Origin of the sequence: Actinomadura mexicana (genome assembly GCF_900188105.1) — a bacterium.
Classification (GTDB): domain Bacteria; phylum Actinomycetota; class Actinomycetes; order Streptosporangiales; family Streptosporangiaceae; genus Spirillospora; species Spirillospora mexicana.
Genome location: NZ_FZNP01000007.1, coordinates 91,706 through 111,794 on the forward strand (window position 1 = coordinate 91,706; position 20,089 = coordinate 111,794).

The 20,089-nt window shown below is 76.6% G+C and carries 20 protein-coding genes; 6 read left to right on the forward strand and 14 right to left on the reverse strand.

The window, feature by feature from the left end:
* Nucleotides 1-4 precede the first annotated feature (4 nt).
* Entirely contained in the window at nt 5-976 is a 972-nt protein-coding gene (locus CHC11_RS19185; RefSeq protein ID WP_089313134.1) for a GlxA family transcriptional regulator, read from the forward strand.
* 58 nt (nt 977-1,034) lie between these two features.
* Here the strand turns inward: CHC11_RS19185 and CHC11_RS19190 are convergent, their stop codons facing one another.
* Nucleotides 1,035-1,820, reverse strand: coding sequence for a sulfite exporter TauE/SafE family protein (locus tag CHC11_RS19190; RefSeq protein ID WP_218826159.1), 786 nt, complete (start codon nt 1,818-1,820; stop codon nt 1,035-1,037).
* Nucleotides 1,821-2,178: 358 nt separating this feature from the next.
* Between CHC11_RS19190 and CHC11_RS19195 the strand changes: the two genes are divergently transcribed.
* On the forward strand, nt 2,179-2,970 hold the full coding sequence (locus CHC11_RS19195; protein ID WP_089313135.1) for an alpha/beta fold hydrolase: 792 nt from the start codon (nt 2,179-2,181) through the stop codon (nt 2,968-2,970).
* Nucleotides 2,971-2,992: 22 nt separating this feature from the next.
* Here CHC11_RS19195 and CHC11_RS19200 read toward each other — a convergent pair whose 3' ends face one another.
* Both CHC11_RS19200 and CHC11_RS19205 read right to left on the reverse strand, forming a co-directional pair.
* Nucleotides 2,993-3,616, reverse strand: coding sequence for an IMPACT family protein (locus CHC11_RS19200; RefSeq protein WP_089313136.1), 624 nt, complete (start codon nt 3,614-3,616; stop codon nt 2,993-2,995).
* Between the two features lie 36 nt (nt 3,617-3,652).
* A complete protein-coding gene (locus CHC11_RS19205) occupies nt 3,653-4,432 on the reverse strand; it encodes an HAD-IIA family hydrolase (RefSeq protein WP_089313137.1) in 780 nt (259 codons plus the stop codon).
* A gap of 187 nt (nt 4,433-4,619) precedes the next feature.
* Between CHC11_RS19205 and CHC11_RS19210 the strand changes: the two genes are divergently transcribed.
* Together CHC11_RS19210 and CHC11_RS19215 are read left to right on the forward strand one after the other, a co-directional pair.
* Nucleotides 4,620-6,380, forward strand: a complete 1,761-nt coding sequence (locus tag CHC11_RS19210) for a class I adenylate-forming enzyme family protein (RefSeq protein WP_245919444.1) — start codon at nt 4,620-4,622, stop codon at nt 6,378-6,380.
* Nucleotides 6,381-6,384: 4 nt separating this feature from the next.
* On the forward strand, nt 6,385-6,807 hold the full coding sequence (locus CHC11_RS19215) for a RidA family protein (protein WP_089313139.1): 423 nt from the start codon (nt 6,385-6,387) through the stop codon (nt 6,805-6,807).
* Between the two features lie 77 nt (nt 6,808-6,884).
* On the opposite strand, the gene CHC11_RS19220 is transcribed toward CHC11_RS19215, so the two are convergent.
* The 3 genes from CHC11_RS19220 to CHC11_RS19230 all read right to left on the reverse strand — a co-directional run bounded on the left by CHC11_RS19220 (nt 6,885) and on the right by CHC11_RS19230 (nt 10,433).
* Nucleotides 6,885-7,460, reverse strand: coding sequence for a TerD family protein (locus CHC11_RS19220; RefSeq protein ID WP_089313140.1), 576 nt, complete (start codon nt 7,458-7,460; stop codon nt 6,885-6,887).
* A 142-nt stretch (nt 7,461-7,602) separates the two neighbouring features.
* On the reverse strand, nt 7,603-9,405 hold the full coding sequence (locus CHC11_RS19225; RefSeq protein WP_089313141.1) for an acyl-CoA dehydrogenase family protein: 1,803 nt from the start codon (nt 9,403-9,405) through the stop codon (nt 7,603-7,605).
* Nucleotides 9,402-10,433 carry an ACP S-malonyltransferase gene (locus CHC11_RS19230; protein WP_089313142.1) on the reverse strand — a complete coding sequence of 344 codons (1,032 nt, stop codon included), beginning with the start codon at nt 10,431-10,433 and terminating at the stop codon, nt 9,402-9,404. Before CHC11_RS19230 ends, CHC11_RS19225 begins: the two co-directional genes overlap by 4 nt.
* A 151-nt stretch (nt 10,434-10,584) precedes the next feature.
* On the opposite strand from CHC11_RS19230, the gene CHC11_RS19235 reads away from it, so the two are divergent.
* Nucleotides 10,585-11,637 (forward strand): 3-oxoacyl-ACP synthase III family protein, encoded by a 1,053-nt coding sequence (locus tag CHC11_RS19235; RefSeq protein WP_089313143.1) that lies wholly within the window; start codon nt 10,585-10,587, stop codon nt 11,635-11,637.
* A 241-nt stretch (nt 11,638-11,878) separates the two neighbouring features.
* Here CHC11_RS19235 and CHC11_RS19240 read toward each other — a convergent pair whose 3' ends face one another.
* The 8 genes from CHC11_RS19240 to CHC11_RS19275 form a co-directional block, all read right to left on the reverse strand.
* On the reverse strand, nt 11,879-13,282 hold the full coding sequence (locus tag CHC11_RS19240) for a hypothetical protein (protein ID WP_089313144.1): 1,404 nt from the start codon (nt 13,280-13,282) through the stop codon (nt 11,879-11,881).
* Nucleotides 13,279-13,758 (reverse strand): hypothetical protein, encoded by a 480-nt coding sequence (locus CHC11_RS19245; protein ID WP_089313145.1) that lies wholly within the window; start codon nt 13,756-13,758, stop codon nt 13,279-13,281. The genes CHC11_RS19240 and CHC11_RS19245 overlap by 4 nt, the downstream gene beginning before the upstream one ends.
* Nucleotides 13,755-14,909 (reverse strand): molybdopterin-dependent oxidoreductase, encoded by a 1,155-nt coding sequence (locus CHC11_RS19250; RefSeq protein ID WP_089313146.1) that lies wholly within the window; start codon nt 14,907-14,909, stop codon nt 13,755-13,757. Before CHC11_RS19250 ends, CHC11_RS19245 begins: the two co-directional genes overlap by 4 nt.
* Entirely contained in the window at nt 14,906-15,538 is a 633-nt protein-coding gene (locus tag CHC11_RS19255) for a class I SAM-dependent methyltransferase (protein ID WP_089313147.1), read from the reverse strand. The genes CHC11_RS19250 and CHC11_RS19255 overlap by 4 nt, the downstream gene beginning before the upstream one ends.
* Nucleotides 15,535-16,179, reverse strand: a complete 645-nt coding sequence (locus CHC11_RS19260) for a TIGR04282 family arsenosugar biosynthesis glycosyltransferase (protein ID WP_089313148.1) — start codon at nt 16,177-16,179, stop codon at nt 15,535-15,537. The genes CHC11_RS19255 and CHC11_RS19260 overlap by 4 nt, the downstream gene beginning before the upstream one ends.
* The gene (locus tag CHC11_RS19265; protein ID WP_218826160.1) at nt 16,176-16,874 is read right to left on the reverse strand and encodes a glycosyltransferase family 2 protein; all 699 of its coding nucleotides are present in this window, start codon (nt 16,872-16,874) and stop codon (nt 16,176-16,178) included. Before CHC11_RS19265 ends, CHC11_RS19260 begins: the two co-directional genes overlap by 4 nt.
* Before the next feature lie 10 nt (nt 16,875-16,884).
* On the reverse strand, nt 16,885-17,937 hold the full coding sequence (locus CHC11_RS19270) for an NAD-dependent epimerase/dehydratase family protein (RefSeq protein WP_089313149.1): 1,053 nt from the start codon (nt 17,935-17,937) through the stop codon (nt 16,885-16,887).
* Between the two features lie 83 nt (nt 17,938-18,020).
* The gene (locus tag CHC11_RS19275) at nt 18,021-19,079 is read right to left on the reverse strand and encodes an aminotransferase class V-fold PLP-dependent enzyme (protein WP_089313150.1); all 1,059 of its coding nucleotides are present in this window, start codon (nt 19,077-19,079) and stop codon (nt 18,021-18,023) included.
* An 84-nt stretch (nt 19,080-19,163) separates the two neighbouring features.
* Here CHC11_RS19275 and CHC11_RS19280 point away from each other — a divergent pair, with 84 nt between their 5' ends.
* Complete coding sequence (locus CHC11_RS19280) at nt 19,164-20,078, forward strand: LysR family transcriptional regulator (RefSeq protein ID WP_089313151.1); 915 nt, start codon at nt 19,164-19,166, stop codon at nt 20,076-20,078.
* Nucleotides 20,079-20,089: the final 11 nt, after the last annotated feature.

The window sequence follows — 20,089 nt, forward strand, 5'->3', positions numbered from 1 at the left end:
GATCGTGATCCGCGTCGTCTTCCTGCTCGTCCCCGGCCTGCACCTGCTCGACCTGGCCGGGCCAGCCCAGGTGTTCGGCACCGCCGCCGACGCCGGCCTGCCCTACCGGCTCGCCTACGTCGCAGACCGCCCCGAACCCGGGGACCCGCAGGAGACCGCGCCCCCCGGCCCGCCCGCGGCCGCGACCGTGCCCACGACCGTGCCCACCGCGCAGGGCGTCCCCCTCCAGGCGCCCACCGCCTGGCCCACCCTCACCGCGGGCGACGTCGTCCTGGTCCCCGGATGGCGCTGGGGCAACGGCGAACCCCACGCCCCGCCCGTCTCCGCCCACGCCGCCCGCCGCCTGGCCGGCCACCACGCCGCGGGCGGCACCGTCGCCAGCGTCTGCGCCGGAGCGTTCGCCCTCGCCCACGCCGGACTCCTGGACGGACGCCGCTGCACCACCCACCACGAACTCCAGGACGCCCTCGCCCGCCGCCACCCCCGCGCCACCGTCGTGCGCGACGTCCTGTACGTCACCGACGGCCGCGTCATCACCTCCGCCGGCATCGCCTCGGGCATCGACCTCGCCCTGCACCTGGTCGCCTCCCGGCACGGACCCGGCACCGCCGCCCGCACCGCCCGCGCCATGGTCGTGTACGCGCGCCGCAACGGCGACGAGCCCCAGGCCAGCGCCCTGCTGCGGCACCGCGCCCACGTCAGCGACGCCGTCCACCGCGCCCAGGACCTCATCGACGCCCGCTACGCCCGCCGCCTGCCCCTGCACGTCCTGGCCGCCGAGGCCGGCGTCAGCGAACGCACCCTCACCCGCCGCTTCACCGACGCCACCGGCCTGACCCCGCTGCGCTACCAGCAGGAACTCCGGCTGGAACGCGCCGAGCACCTCATCGGGCAGGGCGCCACCACCGACACCGCCGCCCGCGCCGTCGGATTCACCGACGCCCGCATGCTGCGCCGCCTGCGCGCCCGCACCTGACCGGCACCGCCCCCACCCGCCACCCCATCCGGGCCGCCCGCGCCGACCGGCCCGCGGTTCAGCCGCGCAGCGCCACGTAGGGGGCCAGCGCCAGCAGGCTCACGACCAGCGCCCCCTTCAGCGCCGCAGCCGGCACCGCCCGGGCGATCACCCACCCCGCCAGGACCCCCGCCAGCTCCGGGACCCCCACCAGCGCCGCCAGCGGCCAGTCGACCGCGCCCGCCGCGACGTACCCGACCGTCCCGGCACCGGCGATCACCACCGACTGGGCCTGCGCCGCCGCCAGCGCCGAAAGCACCGGCACCCCCAGCGCCACCAGCAGCGGCACGCACAGCATCGGCCCCCCGACCCCGAACATCGCGCCCGCCGCCGCCACCCCCGCACCCACCGCCGCGGTCACCGGCCACCCCGGACCGTCCACCACCGGTCCCCGCCCGCCCGGGCGCCGGGCGAGCACCAGGATCGCCGTCCCCGCGACCAGGGCCCCCAGCAGCACACCGAACACCCGGCCCGTCACCAGCCCGTTCAGCAGCACCCCCGCCGGCGTCCCGGCGGCCGCGCCCCCGCACAGCAGCACCGCCGTCCGCCGCGTCGGCGGCTCGCGCAGCTGCCCCGACCGCGTGTACACCGCCGTGCCCAGCACGCCCGTCGCGACGTTGGTGACCAGCGCCGTGCCCGCCACCTGCGCCGGGGACAGCGGCGTCAGCGCGAACAGCCCGGCGGTGACCAGCACCCCGCCCGGCCCGACCGCCGTTATCCCGATGCCCGCCGCGACGGCCAGCAGCACCAGCCCCGCCGCCACGCCCGGCTCCAGCCCCGTCACCGGCCCGGCCGCCCGCCGCACGGCCCCTCGCCCCGCGGCGGCGGCGTTCCGCGAAACGCCCTGAGCCGGAGTGGACTACCCATTCTCGATATTGTGCGGGCTCCCGCTCGCCGGTCAACGGATCACCGAAACGGCCGGAGTCCCCAGCCGCCCGCGTATCGATCCACGGCACACCGATCGCCGATGGCCCTGCACGGTCGTCCCCGCAGGGAACCCCGCCGCCGCATGGGCCGCGACGCCGAGGCGGCCGCCTCCCCGAGATCACCCCGTACGGGATCGGCTGGAAGACGTTCGCCCGGAGGCGCCGGGCGCGGCGCGGCGCTTTTGGTCGGCGGGACGAACGGCGGCACAAAACCGGCCACCTGGGAAGGAACCCTTCATGGACACCACGCACTCTAAGGACGGCACCCGCATCGCCATCGACCGGGCCGGCGAGGGACCCGCCCTGATCCATGTCGGAGGCGCCCTCAACGACCGCGGCTCCGGCGCCGCGCTCGCCGGGCTGCTGGCCCCGCACCGCACCGTCCTCACCTACGACCGCCGGGGACGCGGCGACAGCGGCGACACCCCGCCCTACGCCGTCGAGCGCGAGATCGAGGACCTGGCCGCCGTCATCGAGGCCGCCGGCGGGTCCGCCGCGGTGTACGGGATGTCGTCCGGCGCCGTCCTGGCGCTGCGCGCCGCCGCGCACGGCCTGCCCATCACCCGGCTCGCGCTGTTCGAGCCGCCCTTCAACCCCGCCCACGACGACCGCCTCACCCGCGCCCGCGCCTACAGCACCGAGCTGACCGGCATGCTGGCCGACGGCCGCCGCGGGGACGCCCTCGCCCTGTTCATGACCGCCGTCGGGATGCCGGAGGAGATGGTCCGCCAGATGCGGGGCGCGCCGATGTGGCCCGCGCTGGAGGCGCTCGCGCCCACCCTCGCCTACGACTCGGCGGTCATGGACGACGCCGCCACGGGCGCCGAACTGCCGGAGGAGCTGCTCGCAGGGGTCACCGTCCCGGCCCTGGTGCTGGACGGCGGCGACAGCCCCGCCTGGATGCGCGACATCGCGCGCCGCACCGCCGCGCTCCTGCCCGCCGGGACGCACCGCACCCTGGACGGCCAGACCCACGACGTCGACCCCGCCGCGCTGGCCCCCGTCCTTGCCGGGTTCCTCAGCGGCTGAGCCGTCCGGACGGCGGGCCCGGTCAGCGGACGGGCACCTCGATGTGGCCGGGCGCGCCGCGCCGCGTCCAGGCGCGCCCGGCGGTGGCCTGCGCAGCCCACGCCTCGAACGCCTCCAGCTCCGGGACGGGCACCGCCACGTCGGCCTCCACGCCCGTCCCGTAGCGGACGTGGCCGGGCTGGTGCCCGCTGGCGTGCAGGTCGCCCAGGAACCGGCCCGCCAGCGCGTGGTCGACGCCGACGGTTACCGTCACCACCGGGCGCAGCTCCACCACCCCGACGGCGTCGAGGGCGCCGGAGACCGCCTGCCCGTAGGCGCGCACCAGGCCGCCCGCGCCGAGCTTCACCCCGCCGAAGTAGCGGGTGACGACCGCGGCGGTGCCGGTCAGCCCGCGCCGCACCAGCACCTCCAGCATCGGGATCCCCGCCGTCCCGGCCGGCTCGCCGTCGTCGCTGCTCTTGGTGATCTCGCCGTGCTCGCCGACGACGTAGGCGGTGCAGTTGTGGGTGGCGTCGCGGTGCTCCCGCCGGTGCCCGGCGATGAACGCCGCCGCCTCGGCCTCGTCGGCGGCGCGGGCGAGCGTGCAGACGAACCGGGACCTGCGGACCTCCAGCTCCACCGAGCCGCCCTGTCCGATGGTGCGCATGGCGTCCGCGCGTCTACGGCCCGGCCCGGGCGCCGGTCAGACCAGCTCGATGAGGTCGGCGATGGACGCCACCACGCGGTGCGGGCGGAACGGGAACCGGGCGATCTCGTCCTTGCGGGTGACGCCGGTCAGCACCAGGATCGTCTCCAGCCCGGCCTCGACGCCGGCGACGATGTCGGTGTCCATGCGGTCGCCGATCATAGCGGTGCTCTCGCTGTGCCCGCCGACCACGTTGAGCGCCGTGCGCATCATCAGCGGGTTCGGCTTGCCGACGAAGTAGGGCTCCACGCCCGTCGCCCGGGTGATCATCGCGGCGACGGCGCCGCACGCCGGCAGCGAGCCCTCCGGGGACGGGCCGATCGGGTCGGGGTTGGTCGCCACGAACCGGGCGCCGCCCTCGATCAGCCGGATCGCGCGGGTGATCTGGGAGAAGCTGTAGGTGCGGGTCTCGCCGAGCACCACGTAGTCGGGGTCGATGTCGGTGAGGACGAAGTCCGCCTCGTGCAGCGCCGTGGTCAGGCCCGCCTCCCCGATGACGTAGGCCGACCCCTCGGGCCGCTGGTCGGCCAGGAAGCGGGCGGTGGCCAGCGCCGAGGTCCAGATCGACTCGGCCGGGACGGCCAGGCCGGCCGCCGCCAGGCGGGCCGACAGGTCCCGCCGGGTGTAGATCGAGTTGTTGGTCAGGATGAGGAACGGCTTTCCGGACGCCGCCAGGCGGCGGACGAACTCCTCGGCGCCGGGGACGGGACGGCCCTCGTGCACCAGGACGCCGTCCATGTCCGACAGCCAGTACTCGATCGGCTTGCGCTCGGTCATGCCCCCATTGTCGCAGGCAGGGATCTTCCCTGGGACCGTCCGCCCGGACCGGTCCTCTCGGGGCCCCGCGGCGCCGGGGCGTTGACCTGTGTGTGACGCGGACCATACATTTTCGGGCACGGCGCACCGAATCATGTTCGGCGGACGGGCCGCTCGGCGGTGCGCCCCGACCCGCGGGAGGCGCGACGTGCAGGACCGGGACGTGCAGGGCTCCGGGCGGCGGCCGGCGAGCATCGCCGAGGTCAGGGCGGCGATGACGGCGCCGGGGCAGCCGTTCGAGATGGCCGAGGCGCGGATCCGCGGCGTGCGGACCCGCGTGTGGAAGAACGCCCCGCCCACCCTGCGCGACGTCCTGGAGACCTCCCGCCTCCACGGCGACAAGGACTTCCTGGTCTACGGGGACGACCGGCTCACCTTCGCCGAGCACCACGCGCGGGCGGCCGCGTTCGCGCGGCGGCTCGTCGACCGGTACGGGATCGCCAAGGGCGACCGGGTCGCGATCGCCATGCGCAACTACCCCGAGTGGTCGGTGGCGTTCTTCGGCGCCGCCGTCGCCGGAGCCGTCGTGGTCCCGTTGAACGCCTGGTGGAGCGCCGGGGAACTGGAGTACGGGCTGGCCGACTGCGGCGCCAAGGTCCTGGTCGCCGACGTCGAGCGCGCCGAGCGGCTCGCCGCGGTGCTGCCGGACCTGGGCGTGGCGTGCCTGGTCGCGCGGGCGGGCGGCGCCGTGCCCGCGGGCATGGAGGCGTTCGAGGACGCCGCCGGCGACCCGGCCGCCGCGTCCCCCTCCGAGGTGTCCCCGCCCGACGTGCCGCTGCCCGACGTGCCGCTCGACCCCGAGGACGAGGCCACGATCTTCTACACCTCCGGCACCACCGGACGGCCCAAGGGCGCCCTCGGCACGCACCGCAACATCGCCGGCAACCCCGTGAGCCTCGCCTACGGGATCATGTCGGCGGGGGTGCGCGCCGGCCGCACGGTCGAGGAGCTCGCGGCGCCGCAGCCGCGCGTGACGCTGCTGAGCGTCCCGTTCTTCCACGCCACCGGATGCCACTCGGTGCTGGTGTCCAGCGCCCTGCAGGGCGGCACCGTGGTGCTGATGTACAAGTGGGACGTCCGCAAGGCGCTGGAGCTGATCGAGCGGGAGAGGGTCACCGGGTTCGGCGGCGTGCCGACGATGGCCTGGCAGGTCCTCACCTCCCCCGACTTCGGCGAGTTCGACACCTCCAGCCTCACCGGCGTCAGCTACGGCGGGGCGCCGGCCGCGCCCGCCCTCGTCGACGAGATCAGGGAGCGGCTGCCCGAGCGGATGCCCGGCAACGGCTACGGCCTCACCGAGACCTCCTCGGTCACCACCTACAACGGCGGTTTGAACTACCTGGAGCGGCCCGAGAGCGTCGGCCCGCCCGTCGCGGTCTGCGACGTCAGGGTGGTGGGGCCCGCCGGGGAGGAGCTGCCGACCGGCGAGGTCGGCGAGCTGCTCATCAAGGGGCCCAACGTCATCAAGGGCTACTGGAACAAGCCCGAGGCGACCGCCGCGGCGTTCGTGGACGGCTGGTTCCACAGCGGCGACCTGGCCCGCCTGGACGCCGACGGGTTCGTCTACATCGTCGACCGCGCCAAGGACATGCTGATCCGCGGCGGCGAGAACATCTACTGCGCCGAGGTCGAGGCCGCCCTCTACGAGCATCCCGCCGTCGCCGACTGCGCCGTGATCGGCGTCCCCCACCAGGCGCTGGGCGAGGAGGTCGGCGCGGTGGTCGTGCCGCGGCCCGGCGCCGCGGTTTCCGGGCGCGAGCTCCGCGAGTTCCTGACCGGGCGGATCGCCGCGTTCAAGGTGCCCGCGCACGTGTGGTTCCGCGAGCAGGGCCTGCCCCGCAACCCCGGCGGCAAGATCCTCAAGACCCGGCTGCGGGAGGAGCTGCTCGACCGCCCACCGGTATCGTGATCTTGTGACGAGCGACGAGCCGCGCCCCGCGCACCGCCAGATCGACGCGCCGGGCCTGGCGCCCGGCACCGGGTACAGCCACGCCGTCTCCGTCGACGTGCCCGGCCGGCTGGTGGTGATCAGCGGCCAGATCCCGCTGGACCCGGCCGGGAACCTGGTCGGCCCCGGCGACCTGGAGGCCCAGACCCGGCAGGTGTTCGCCAACCTGGAGACCGCGCTCACCGCCGCGGGCGCCCGCTGGGAGCACGTCGTGCGGCTCGGATACTTCCTGCGGGACGCCGGCGGCGCCCCGGTCGTGCGCGCCGTACGCGCCGAGTTCGTCCCCGGGAGCGTGGCGCCGGCCGCGTCGCTGGTCGAGGTGTCGCGCCTGGTCCGCGACGACCTGCTGGTGGAGATCGAGGCCCTCGCCGTCGTCCCCGCCGGCTGAGGGACGCCCGGATCCCGGGCCGGACGCGCGACGGGGCGCCCCCACCGCGGGGGCGCCCCGTCCACGTGCGGAGAGGGTCAGACGTTCACCCCGAAGTCGGAGGCGATGCCCGACAGGCCCGAGGCGTAGCCCTGGCCCACCGCGCGGAACTTCCACTCGGCGCCGTTGCGGTACAGCTCGCCGAACACCATCGCGGTCTCGGTCGAGGCGTCCTCCGACAGGTCGTAGCGCGCGATCTCGCTGTTGTCGGCCTGGTTCACCACGCGGATGAAGGCGTTGCGGACCTGCCCGAAGCTCTGCTGGCGGTTGTCGGCGTCGTAGATCGACACCGGGAACACGATCTTGGCGATCTCGGCGGGGACGCCGCTCAGGTTCACCTTGATCGCCTCGTCGTCGCCCTCGCCCTCACCGGTGAGGTTGTCGCCGGTGTGCTCGACCGAGCCGTCGGGGCTCTTGAGGTTGTTGAAGAACACGAAGTGCTGATCCGACAGGACCTTGTTCTCCGCCGAGCACAGCAGGGCGCTGGCGTCCAGGTCGAAGTCGGTTCCGGTCGTGGTCCGCACGTCCCATCCCAGACCAACCACGACGGCGGTCAGTCCGGGGGCCTCCTTGGTCAGCGAGACGTTGCCGCCCTTGCTCAGACTGACTCCCACTGTGTCTACCTCCGTATCGGCTGCGGGCGCCATCACCCGCGTGCGGTCTGTCTAACGAGAACGGTAGTCACCTTGCGCTGGTTCCCCCGCCTTCTTGGCGAATTCGCGGCGTGGCGTGCCGTTTCTTCCCGTGCGTGCGCCCTCAGGCCAGGAAGGCGGCGGGCGCGGTGACGGGGGCGGGCAGGTCGAAGGCGGCGGCCAGCTCGTCCGCTCGGGGCGCCAGCTCGTCGCACGTGCGGCGCCGCGCGGCCCACATCTCGTCCAGGATCCCCGGCGGGACGACCCCCTCGTTGAGCAGGACGGCGGCGCGGCGCTCCAGCCGGTCCAGCGCGTGCAGGCGCAGGACGGGCCCGAGCGCCCGCGGCCCGGCGCCGGCGGCCGCGGCGAGGATCTCCAGGATGATCCGGTCGGCGCAGGCGGTGGCCGTCCGCTCGGCCAGCGCCAGGTTGCCGTTCCAGGCGGTGAAGGCGTCCTGCCCGTCGCGCAGGGCGGCCTCGACCCGTCCGGCGAGCCGGTCGCGCGTCCGGCGCTCGGCGTCGCGGGCCAGGAACAGCCACACGCGCGGGGAGTCCAGGTCGCCGTCGTCGGGCGGCCCGAGCTCCGGCTCGGGCGGGACGTAGCGGTCGCGGTCGGCCATCGCGCGCGCGGTGTCGTAGAGGATGAGCTCGTTGTCGCCGCCGGCGTTCTGGTAGGCGTGCGTCAGGCCCCGGTAGGCGTTGAGGCGCTCGACGGCGGCGAACCCGGGGGCGCCGCTGTGCACCCGGCACGCCGACACCGTCTCCTGCGCCTGGACGGTCGCGGCGGCCTTCAGCAGCGCCAGGTCCCGGTCGACCGCCGACCACGGCGCCCACGCGGTCGCCGGCCCGCCCGCCGCGTCCGCGGCCTCGCCCGCCGCCTCGCCCGGGGGGCGCGGTGTGGTGACGTGAGCGGCGACGGCGGTGAGGGCGTAGGCGGACGCCAGCGCGCCCAGCACCGCCTCCTGCTGGTTGCGGTAGTCGGTCAGCGGGCGGCGCGGCGCCAGCCGGCCGAGGGTGGAGCGGCCCGCCGAGTGGGACAGCAGCATCCCGGCGGACGCCCGGGTGATCGCGGCGGAGGCCGACACGACCGCCCGCCACACCGGCGGGGCGATGCCCATCGAGCGGGTCAGCCGCGCCGCCGCGGGTCCGTGCGGGTCGTGGAAGGCCCCGTCGGCGCCGATGCCGGCGCCGTCGCGCAGCCACGCCTCGTAGGGGACGCGGACGTCCTCCAGCAGGACGGCGGCGTAGTCGATCTGCAGTCCGGTGGTCTCGGGGGCCGGGACGATCCGCACGCCGGGCGGGACGGCGCCGCCGGGCCCGCGCAGCGGCACCGCGAACACGAACACGCCGCGCTCCTGGCCGCCGTGGACGAGGGTGGCGTAGACGGCGGCGGTCTTGGGCAGGTCCGGGTGGGCGGTGTTGGTGGGGAACTTGGCGGCCTGCACGTCCGGGGTGCTGAGCACGAACCCGCCCGTGGCCGGGTCGTGGCGGGCGACGGTGCGGGGCGACAGGTGGCTGTTGCTGCGTCCCACCTCGGTCATCAGCAGCGTGCCGAACGAGGCCATCGACTCCAGGGACTCGCGCAGCGGCCGCGTCTCCCGCTGCCCGTCGCCGAACCGCAGGATCGGGCCGAGCGCGAGGGTGTAGTGCAGCAGCATCATGTGGAACAGCGGCGGGTCGGCGATCGCGGCGCGCTCCAGCAGCGCGCACAGCGCCGGCGGGTCGGCCAGCAGTTCGCCGGCGGGCGGCGCGGCCAGCCCGGCGCGGCGCAGCCGCTCGTAGGTGAGCGCGTGCCGGCCGGGCGCGGTGAGCCCGCCGGGGACGGTGAAGAACTCCTCGGGGACGGCCTCCTCCAGCCGCGCGCGGGTCTTGGCGTCGAGGGAGGAGCCGCGCACGAACTGCCGCAGACCGTCGGCGTCGGTGGTCACGAGGGGTCCTTTCGTTCGCCGGAGGGGGTGACGCCTGGGGCGGCCTTGCCGGTCAGCCCGTGGCGGGGGCGGTCGCGCAGCGGCGCCATCGTCCGCGCGTCCGGCAGGGTCAGCCGCGCGCACTGGCACAGCGCGTTGCCCGCGCCGGCCTCGGTGAACACCGTCGCGCCCGCAGCCTGCACGGCGCGCAGCGCCTCCGGCAGCCGGACGGGTCTGACGATGCAGTCGGCCATGGCGCGGTGCAGGTCGTCGTCGTCGCGGTAGGCGCGGCCGCGGACCGGCGAGTGGACCGTCAGTTCCAGAGGCCGCTGCGGGAAGCCGCGGATCATGGCGTACCACTCCTCGTCGGCGCCGGCCATCACGGGATGGTGGGACAGGTAGGGCACCGCGAGCCGCACGGCGTTCACCCCCTCGCCGCGCGCGGCGTCCAGGACGGCGTCCAGGGGCCCGTCAGGCCCGGACACGACCGTGACCTGCGGGGCGTTCAGGCACGCGACGACCACCTCCGGTTCGCCGGCGGCGTCGATGCAGGCGAGGGTGCGGTCCTCCCCGGCCTCCAGCAGCCCCATGCCGCCGCCCCCGCCGTGCCGGGCCAGGACGCCGACGGCGGCCACGCCCATGCGGGCGCCGTCGGCGATGGAGAACGCCCCCGCGCACACCAGCGCGGCGATCTCCCCGAAGCTCTGCCCGACCGCGAAGCGGGGATGGACGCCGTGCGCGCGCAGGGCGCGGTCGACGGCGACGGACGCGGCGTAGCCGGCGAGCTGGGCGACGCCGGGGGTGCGTGCGGCCTCCCGGTAGCCGCCCGGATCGTCCATGAGGATCGAGCGCAGGCGCGGCCAGCCGTTGCGGGGCAGGCCCTCCTGCACGGCGTCCAGGACGTCGGCGACGGCGCGGGCGGCGCCGGGCCCGGTGCGGGCGAGGGCGGGCAGGTCGGGGACCCCCGCGGAGCCGGTGCCGGGGAACAGGAAGGCGCAGATGTCGTCGGGTTCGAGCTCTTCGGCCGGGCGGAATCGGGGTGCGCGCACGCGGGGTCTCCTTACCTGGAAGGAAGGCTGCCTTTTCCTTTAAGACAACGGCCGCTTAGCTCTCAGTTATGGACCAAAACCCTGAAATGGGATTATTCACTTATGGGATGGGACTGACAACCGCCAGTCCGGTGATGGGGGGAGGACCCGCATGACCGTGCCCGACACGCACCGGCCGGACCGGGCGGACGACAGCGGAGCGGCGCGGGACGGCGGGCGGGGGTGGGCCATCCGCGGAACCGGCGCCCACCTGCCCCGCGGCGTCGCGCACAGCGCCGACCTGTCCCGCTCGCTGGGCCTGGAACCGGACTGGATCGAGCGCCGCACCGGGATCAGGCGGCGGCACGTCGTCGCGCCCGGCGAGGCCGCCTCCGACCTGGCCGCGGCCGCCGCCGGCCGGGCGCTGCGCGCCGCCGGGCTGGACGCCGCCGACCTCGGCCTGATCGTGCTCGGCACCTCCACGCCCGACGTGATCGCCCCGTCCACCGCCTGCCGCGTGCAGGCGATGCTCGGCGCCCGCCGCGCCGCCGCGTTCGACATCTCCGCCGCCTGCAGCGGGTTCGTGTTCGGGTTGCAGGCCGCCATCGGCTGGCTGGCCACCCAGCGCGGCGCGCCCTGCCATGCGCTGGTCATCGGCGTCGAGGTCTACTCGCGGTTCCTCGACCCCGCCGACCGCGCCACCGCCGCCCTGTTCGGCGACGGCGCCGCCGCCGCGGTCGTCGGGCCCGCCCCGCCCGGGCACGGCATCGGCCCGATCACCCTCGGATCGGACGGCTCGGGCGCCGACGACGTCCTCATCCCCGCGGGCGGCAGCCGGCTGCCCGCCAGCGCCGAGACCCTCGCCGGCCTCGGCCACACCATCCACATGGACGGCCGCGCCGTCCGCGACTTCATCACCGCGATCTTCCCGCGGCTGGTGGCCGAGGCGACCGAGGCCGCCGGGATCAAGCCCGCCGACCTGGCCCTGGTCGTCCCGCACCAGCCCAACCCGCAGCTGGTCGCCGCGCTGGCCGGGGACGCCGGGCTCGACCCGGGGCAGCTGGCGATCGTCGGGTACGACGTCGGCAACATCGGCGCCGCCAGCATCCCCTACGCCCTCGACCGCGCCGTGCGGACGAAGCGGATCGGCCCCGGCGACCTGGTGCTGCTCGCCGGTTTCGGCGCGGGCCTGACCTGGGGGCACACCCTCATCACCTGGCCCTGACCTTTCAACCGCCCTGTCCTTTCAACCGCCCCGTCCTTTCAACTGCCTGACCTTCCGAGCGGTCCCGGCCGCAGGCGGGGCGCCGCCGGGACCCCTCAGACGGCGGACGGCCCGCGAGCCGGAGGGCTCGCGGGCCGTCCGCCGCGCGCAGGCGTCCGGTCAGCGCTTCAGCAGGCGCAGCACCTGGCGGGACTCGGCGCGGCGGTCCCAGGCGACGGCGGCGAAGTGGAGCGCACGGCGTTCACCAGGGGGACAGCACGACCGCCTGGACGGCCAGCGCCGTCACCGCCTGCGCCGCCAGCCACGCCCGCGCCCGGGAGCGGTCGACGGCGGCGGCGGCCGTCAGCCACGCGGCGAACGGCACCCAGATCCGCTCGACCTCGCCGCGCGTGACGCCGGACGCGTCCAGGACCAGCACGGCGAGCAGTGCCGCACCCGCCAGCACCGCCACCGCCGCCGCGGGCGCGACCGTAGGGGACCGCGGCCCGCGTCCCAGCACAGCCCGCCACAGGGCGCCGCGGCCCAGCTCGGCCAGCGTGCGCGGCAGCGCGTGCGCCACCGCCGGGCCCGTCAGGAGGCCCAGGACCGCCAGGTTCGCCAACACGAAGTAGGCGTAGGAGCGCTGCGCCGATCCGCGGCTGACCAGGTAGGTGTCCAGGGTGGCGCGGACGCCGTCGGGCCACCAGAACCCCAGCAGGGTGAACGCGGCCGGAACCACTACCAGCGCGGCGCCGGCGGCCGCGAGCACCCGCGCCCGGGGACGGCCCAGCACCACGACCGCGAGCGGCACCGCGAACAGGGGAAGCAGCCCGTAGCTCAGATACGGCAGGCACCCCAGCAGCAGCCCGCCCGCCGCGGCCGAGGCGAGCGCACGGTTGCCCGCGCCGCGGGCGGCGAGCGCGAGCAGCGCCGTCCCCCAGGCCGCGACGGCAAGGAAGAACGCGTCCATCGCCGTCGCGATCCACACCGCCAGCGGCGCCAGCGCCAGGAACGGCACCGCGGCCCGCGCCGCCCGCTCCCCCGCCAGGCACCGCACCGTCACCGCGATCGCCGCCGCCGCCGACGTCCCGGCCGCGATGAGGAACGCCGCCGCCCATCCGGTGCCGCCCAGACCGGCCTTCTCCAGCGCCCACAGCACCAGCATCGGCAGCGGCGGATGCCCCCGCACGTGGGTGGTGTAGCCGCCGAGCCGCTCGGTGAAGGTGTCCAGCCAGGCCAGCGGGTCGGGGCGCAGCTGCGCCAGGCCCGCCGGGTACTCGGTCGGGGCGTCCAGCGGCCGGGCGAGCGCGTCCCACCCGTCGGAGGCGGCCAGGGCCACCGTCCACGCGGCGGCGGCCGCCCACGCGACCGGCGGCAGCGCCCGCCACGGCAGCCGGACCGCGAGCGCGGGCAGCGCCGCCACGGCCAGGGCCGCCGCGGCGGCCGCGGGCAGGAGCCGCCAGGTCGGCGGCGATTCCCGCGCCCGCGCGTGCAGCGGGGGCAGCGGGTCCTCGGTGGCCAGGCCCGCGCGCCGCAGGTGCCAGCCCACGGCGAATGCCGCCGCGATCCCGGCCGCCCACACCGCGACGGCGACCCATCCCGGCCATCGGCGTCCCGCCGACTTCCCGGCCGCTTCCGCCCGGCCGCGCGCCTCGGTGAGCGTCACCGCCGCGACTCCTTCCGGGAGGGCCGCGGGGCGCGCGTCGCTCCGCCATGCCCGGATGCGCGCCCGGCCCTGCGGCGGGCGGTGACCGCGCGGACGACGAGGGCGCAGGCCGCCGCGGCGGCTATGGCGCCCAGCACGATCCCCAGGTTGCGGCCGTAGGGCAGCGGAAGGCGGGACGGTTCGTCGGCGCGGCGCCCGTAGGCCAGCACGACGGGGATGGACACCACGGTCACGCAGGCGCCGATGACCAGCGCGGCGCGCACGACGCGCCGCCCGCCGGCGGGCACGAGGCCGGTGAGCGCCCCCGCGGCGAGCACCGCCGGGACCAGGACGGCGTCGTGCAGGACGGCCGCCCCGGCGAACCACTTCGCCCACTGGGCGAGGGGGACCTCGTCCACGATCCCGCGCAGCCCGACGGCGATGAGCGCCAGGCCCGCCGCGTACGCCGCCGCCTTCGAAACGGTCCCCGCGTTCACGACACCACCAGCCGCTGGATCCATTTGGTCTGCATGACCCCGGGCCGGTTCGGGGCGATGAGGCGGCAGGGGTAGCCGTGGTCGAGGGCGAGAGGCGCCCCGTTCATGCCGAGGGCCAGCAGCGTCAGCGGGTCGTGCCAGTGCGGCGGGGCGACCTGCGAGGTGCGGTAGAGGCCCTGGCGTTCCAGCGACTCGACCCGCACCTGCGCGTCGTCGGCGACGCCGGCCAGGCGAAGGACGTCGCGCAGCCGCACGCCCCGCCAGACCGCCTCCATGCTCCAGCCCTCCACGCAGGCGATGGGCAGCCGCGCGGTGTGCTGCGGCAGCGCGCGCAGGTCGGCCAGGGACAGGGTGACCTCCCGCGCGACCTCGCCGGTGACGGTGAGGCGCCAGCGGGGGTCCCGGGCCTCAGCGGTGACGCCCGTCGCGGCGGCCGACTTGTTGACCGGGACGTCCTGCGGCCCGGTGCCGGGGCGGCGGGGCGCCAGCACCGCCAGCCGCGCCAGCGGCGTGACCGCCTCCCCCACCGTGGTGAGCGCGACGACGCCGCTCGCGCCGGCGACGGTGAGCAGGAAGCCGCGGCGCCCGACACCGTCCTGGGGGCGGGTCATCACGGTCCGGCGCGCCTTGGCCCACTGGTCGGCGATGTGGATGACCAGCGCACCGACCAGGATGTAGGCCGTCCAGTAGTGCGCGGTGGTGAAGTAGAACCGGAACGCGTACCAGTAGGCGATGTTCAGCACCCCGGTGACGAACTGGAACAGCGCCGCGCCGACCAGGACGAACACCAGCAGCCGCTGCGCGCCGTGGACGAGCGAGCGGACGGGGGGCCACTGCCACAGCCGCGGGTAGACCGTCCACAGCTTGGCCAGCAGCAGCGGGACGGTCGCCAGCCCGCCGATGACGTGCACGCCCTGGGTGACCCGGTACAGGTTCACCGGCCGCGACGGCCACAGCATCCACCCGGCGGGCTGCTGCATGAAGTGGCTGACCAGCCCGGTCCCGAAGGAGACCAGGACGCTGACGCCCAGGGCGATGCCGAGCCAGGCGGCGACCCGCTCGTCGTGCAGGCGGCTGGTGAACCGCCCCGGGATCCCGCGCAGCACGGCGGCGGGCGCGGGCGGCCTGTACCGTCCGGGTGCGGGTCTCATGGGCGCACGTCCCCGGAGCGCAGGGCGACGAACCACCGGTCCGCGTCCTCCCAGGACTCGGCGACGGTCGCGGCGCACGTGGCGGCCAGCCCGGCGACGGCGTCGGCGGACACGTGCGCCCAGGGGAACCATTCGCCGACCGACCGGTCCGAGCGCAGCCGCAGCGGCTCGACCCGGGAGGCCGAGCCGGGCGGCCCGACCTCCGCCAGCACCCGCCCGCCGGGCGCCAGCAGCGCCAGGACGCGGCGCAGCAGCACGGCGGGGTCGCCGCCGATGCCGATGTTGCCGTCGGCGAGCAGCACGGTGCGCCACCGCCCGGCGCCGGGCACGCGGCCGAAAACGTCGCGGCACAGGGCCGGGCCGCCCGCCGCGACGGTCAGCGCGACCGCGGAGGGGGCCAGGTCGATGCCCAGCACCGGCAGGCCGCGGCGGGCCAGCGCCACCGTCAGCCGGCCCGGTCCCGAGCCGACGTCCAGGGTGGCGCCCTCGCAGCGGGCCAGCAGCCCGCCGTCGCCGGGCCGCACCGCCAGCCAGTCGTGCACCGGCAGCGGCCGGCGGCGCCCGTCGGCGTGCTCGATCTCCACCGGGGCGCGGCCCCGCAGCGCCTCCTCGTACAGTTCGCCGATCATGCCGGGACGGTCCGGTGGCCGAGGGCCCGCACGGCGGCGGCGAACAGACCGCCCGGCGCGGCCGCGGCGACGGCCGCGGCGTCGGTGGGGGTGTCGACGTCGGTGAGCTCGGGCAGCGTCGCGATCCGCAGCCCGGCGGCGCGCAGCCGCGCGAGCTGGACCGCGCCGGTGTCGGGGCGCGACATCGGGACGCCGCGCAGCAGCGCCGCGGCGGGGCGGCGCAGCCCGAGCAGCCAGAACCCGCCGTCGCGGGCGGGCCCGAACACCGCGTCGCGGCGGCCGAGCGCGCGCCGGGCGCGGTCGAGCAGCGCGGGGGTGACCTGCGGGGTGTCCATGCCGATCAGGACCAGCGGGCGGCCCGCGTAGGCGTCGGCGAAGGCGTGCGCGAGGCGTTCGTCCAGGCCGCCGCCGCGCTGGGCGATGACGGTGAAGCCGTCCGGCAGCCACGGCCCGGGAGCGCCGGCGAGCGCGATGATCCGGCGGCCGGCCGGTGCGGCGGCGACGGCGGCGAGGGTGTCGCGCAGGGACGCCTCGGCGAGCGCGGCGGCCTCGGCGGGGGTGTAGGCGGGCGTCAGGCGGGTCTTGACCCGGCCGGGGACGGGCTGCTTGGCGATGACGAGGAGGTCGGCGTCGGCGGTCATCGGGCGACCTCCGCCAGGACGCGGCGCATGTCGCGGACGGCGCGGACCGTCCCGCCGAGCGTCCCGGTCACCTTCGAGGCGCCGGTGCGGGGCCGGTAGGGCACGTCGATCTCTCCGATCCGCCACCCGGCGCGGGCGGCGTGCAGCACCATCTCCAGGGGGTAGCCGAACCGGCGGTCCCGCAGGCCGAGGCCGAGCAGGGCGTCGCGGCGGGCGGCGCGCATCGGCCCGAGGTCGCGCAGCCGGGTCCCGGCGCGCCGGTTCAGCGACCGGGCCAGCACGGCGTTGCCCAGGCGGGCGTGCGGCGGCCACGCGCCCGGCCCGGTCGGCCGCCGCCGCCCCAGCACCAGGCCCGGCGGCGACAGGCCCGGCGGCGCCGGGGCGCGGCCGCCGCCGGATTCCAGGTCGCCGAGGGCGGCGACCAGGCGGGGCAGGTCGGCGGGGTCAAGCGAGGCGTCGGCGTCCATCACGCACACCACCTCGGTCCGGGCGGCCCGCAGCCCGGCGTGGCAGGCGGCGCCGAAGCCGCGCTGCGGCGCCGCGACGACGCGGGCGCCGTGGTCGGCGGCCACGCGCGCGGAGCCGTCGGTGGAGGCGTTGTCGACCACCAGGGCGCGGAACCCCTCGGGCATCCGGTCCAGCACCCAGGGCAACGCCTCGGCCTCGTTCAGGCAGGGAAGAACCACATCGATCACAGCTCGGACGCTACTTTCGGTGACGGGGCGGCGACCCTTGCGAACTGGTGACGTGCGGCCGGGCGAACTCGGCCATGCCCTCGGCGAACGGCACCGCCGGGCGGAAGCCGAGTTCGCGGCGGGCGCGGTCGGGCCGGGCGACGATGTGGCGGACGTCCCCGAGCCGGTACTCCCCGGTGACGCGGGGCCGGGGGCCGCCGAACGCGTCGGCGAGCGCGCCGGCCATGCCGCCGATGGTGCGGGGGTCGCCGCTGGCGATGTTGTAGGCGCGCACGCCGCCGGGCTCGGGCGGCCCGTCCGCGGCCCGCTCCAGCGCCAGCACGTTGGCGCGGGCGACGTCGCGGACGTGGACGAAGTCGCGGCGCTGCGCGCCGTCCTCGAACACCAGCGGCGCCCGCCCGTCCATCAGCCGGGACCGGAAGATCGCCGCGACTCCGGCGTAGGGTGTGTCGCGCGGCATCCGCGGCCCGTAGACGTTGTGGTAGCGAAGCGCGGCGACGGACCCGCCGGTCGCGCGCGCCCAGGACGCGGCCAGGTGCTCCTGGGCGAGCTTGGTGTCGGCGTAGGCGTTGCGGGGGCCGGGCGGGGCCTCCTCGCCGACGGCGCCGGGGGCGAGCGGCTCCCCGCACGCCGGGCACGGCGGTTCGAACCGCCCGGCGCGCAGCGCGCCCTCCGGGCGGGGCCCGGGGCGGACGAGGCCGTGCACGTCGCAGGTGTAGGCGCCCTCCCCGTAGACGACCATGGAGGAGGCCAGGACCAGGACGCCGACGCCGGCGCGCGCCATCTCGGCCAGCAGCACGGCGGTGCCCTGCACGTTGACGGAGGCGTAGTCGGGCAGGTCGGACACGTCCACGCCGAGGCCGACCTTGGCGGCCTGGTGGCAGACGGCGTCGACGCCCTCCAGCCGCCGCGCGACCGCGGCGGCGTCGCGGACGTCGGCGGGCGGGTCGCCGAGCCCGCCCGTGCGCGTGTCGAGCCCGCGGACGTGGTGGCCGGCGGCGGTGAGGGCCTCGGCGATGTGCGAGCCGATGAACCCGGCCGACCCGGTGAGCAGTACGTTCATGCGCACGAACGTAGGGCGCGGGGCGCGGCCGCAACCGCCTGGACGGGCCGGTCAAGGCACCTTGTTCGAACCTTGTAAGAACTTCACCCGGCGGCGGGGACGAGCGGGGCGAGCAGGCCGACGGCCTTGTCGACGTCGGCCTCGGTGGTGCTGAGGTGGAACGCGCAGCGCAGCCGCCCGGCGCGCACGGTGGCGATGACGCCGTTGCGGCGCAGCAGGTCGGCGGCGCCGTCCGGCACGGGCACCGACACGATCGCCGAGTCGCCCGGCGGGAGGCCGAGCCCGGCGGCGAACCGGCGCGCCAGCGCGACGTCGTGGTCGTGGATCGCGGGGATCCCGACCTGTTCCAGCAGCTCCAGTGCGGGGGCCTGGGCGACCCAGCACTGCCACGCCGGGGACAGGTCCAGGCGGCGGGCGCCGTCGGCCAGGCGCAGCGGCAGCCCGTAGATGGAGTCCCAGATGTCGGCGCCGGCGTACCAGCCGGCGCCGATGGCGGGCAGGGCGTCCAGGGCCTCGCGGGTGCCGGTCAGGAAGCAGGTCCCGCGCGGGCCGAGCAGCCACTTGTAGCCGCCGGCGACCAGCCAGTCGACGCGGTCGGCGGGCAGCGCAAGCCATCCGGCGGCCTGGGTGGCGTCCAGCAGGACGCGGGCGCCGTGCGCTCGGGCGGCCTCGATGAGCTCGTCCATGGGGGCGATGCGGCCGTCGGCGGACTGCACCGCCGACACCGCGACCAGCCCGGTGCCCGCGCCGACGTGCTCGGCGAGCCGCTCCAGCGGGACCGACCGGACGCTCAGGTCCGGGCGGGCGGCGAACGGGAACAGCAGCGAGGTGAAGTCGCCGTCGGCGACGAGCACCTCGGTACCGGCGGGCAGGGACGCCGCGACCAGCCCGGTGAAGTAGGACACCTGCGGGCCGCACGCGACCCGACCCGCCGTGACGCCGAGCAGCCGCGCGAACGCCTCCCGGGACCGGGTGACCGCCGCGTCCAGTTCGCAGCGCTCCAGGAGCCCGGCGGCCCGGTCGTGCTCGGCGGCCAGCATCGCCTCGTGCGCGGCGCGCGGCGGAAGCCCGTAGGTGGCGGTGTTGAGGAAGGCGACTCCGGCGCCGAACTCGCGCTGCGCCTCTGGCAGGGAAAGGGTCATGCCCCGATCGTGGGGCACCGGCCCGCCATAGCACAAAGTACGGTTTTCTTGGCGTCCCATCAACGGTGTTGATACCTTGCGGTGATGCTCGACCTGCACCGGGGCCGGATCCTGCGCGAGGTGGCGCGGCTCGGGTCGATGACCGCCGCCGCCCGTTCCCTGGCCTACACCCAGCCCGCGGTCTCGCACCACATCGCCCGGCTGGAGGCCGAGGTCGGCACCCCGCTGGTGGTCCGGCACGGCCGGGGCGTGCGGCTGACCGAGGCGGGCCGGGTCCTGGTCGAGCACGTCGAGGACGTGCTGGCCCGCATGGGCGACGCCGAGGAGCGGATCGCCGCGATCGCCGGGCTGCGCGCCGGCCGGGTGCGGGCCGCGGTGTTCCCCACGGCGGCGGGCGGGCTGATGCCCGACGCCCTGGCCCGGCTGCGGGCCCGCGCGCCGGGGGTGTCGGTGACGCTGGTGGACGCCGAGCCGCCCGAGGCGCTGGCGCTGCTGCGGGCCGGGGAGGCCGACATCGCGGTGGTGTTCCGGCACGCGTCCATGGCACCCGAGACCGACGCGCGGTTCCGGGAGGTCGTGCTGCGCGAGGACCCGCTGAGGCTGCTGGTGCCGGCGGCGCATCCGCTGGCGTCGGCGGGGCGGCCGCGGCTGGAGGCCCTGGCCGGGGAGACGTGGGCGTCGGGCTGCGCGCGGTGCCGCGACCATCTGCGCTGGGCGTGCGCGCGCGCCGGGTTCGCCCCCGACATCGCGTTCGCCACCGAGGACCACGTCGCGATCCAGCGGCTGGTCGCGCGGGGCCTGGCCGTCACGACGCTGCCGGAGCTGGCGCTCGGCCTGCACACCGAGCCGGGCGTGGCGTTCCCCGACGTGCGCGACGTCGGCGGCCGCCGCATCAGCGCGGTCGTCGCGGCGGGCCAGCGGCCGCCCGCGGTGGCGGCGCTGCTGGACGAACTGACCGCCGCGCCCCCGGCGGAACGGGCTGATACAGGTGACGGCTAGGACCGGTGACG

What these genes read in the sequence shown, in the direction of transcription:
- CHC11_RS19195 (WP_089313135.1), top strand. Translation starts at nt 2,179, where the DNA reads ATGGACACCACGCACTCTAAGGACGGCACCCGCATCGCCATCGACCGG.
- CHC11_RS19200 (WP_089313136.1), bottom strand. Translation starts at nt 3,616, where the DNA reads ATGCGCACCATCGGACAGGGCGGCTCGGTGGAGCTGGAGGTCCGCAGG.
- CHC11_RS19205 (WP_089313137.1), bottom strand. Translation starts at nt 4,432, where the DNA reads ATGACCGAGCGCAAGCCGATCGAGTACTGGCTGTCGGACATGGACGGC.
- CHC11_RS19235 (WP_089313143.1), top strand. Translation starts at nt 10,585, where the DNA reads ATGACCGTGCCCGACACGCACCGGCCGGACCGGGCGGACGACAGCGGA.
- CHC11_RS19250 (WP_089313146.1), bottom strand. Translation starts at nt 14,909, where the DNA reads ATGAGACCCGCACCCGGACGGTACAGGCCGCCCGCGCCCGCCGCCGTG.
- CHC11_RS19255 (WP_089313147.1), bottom strand. Translation starts at nt 15,538, where the DNA reads ATGATCGGCGAACTGTACGAGGAGGCGCTGCGGGGCCGCGCCCCGGTG.
- CHC11_RS19260 (WP_089313148.1), bottom strand. Translation starts at nt 16,179, where the DNA reads ATGACCGCCGACGCCGACCTCCTCGTCATCGCCAAGCAGCCCGTCCCC.
- CHC11_RS19270 (WP_089313149.1), bottom strand. Translation starts at nt 17,937, where the DNA reads ATGAACGTACTGCTCACCGGGTCGGCCGGGTTCATCGGCTCGCACATC.
- CHC11_RS19275 (WP_089313150.1), bottom strand. Translation starts at nt 19,079, where the DNA reads ATGACCCTTTCCCTGCCAGAGGCGCAGCGCGAGTTCGGCGCCGGAGTC.
- CHC11_RS19280 (WP_089313151.1), top strand. Translation starts at nt 19,164, where the DNA reads ATGCTCGACCTGCACCGGGGCCGGATCCTGCGCGAGGTGGCGCGGCTC.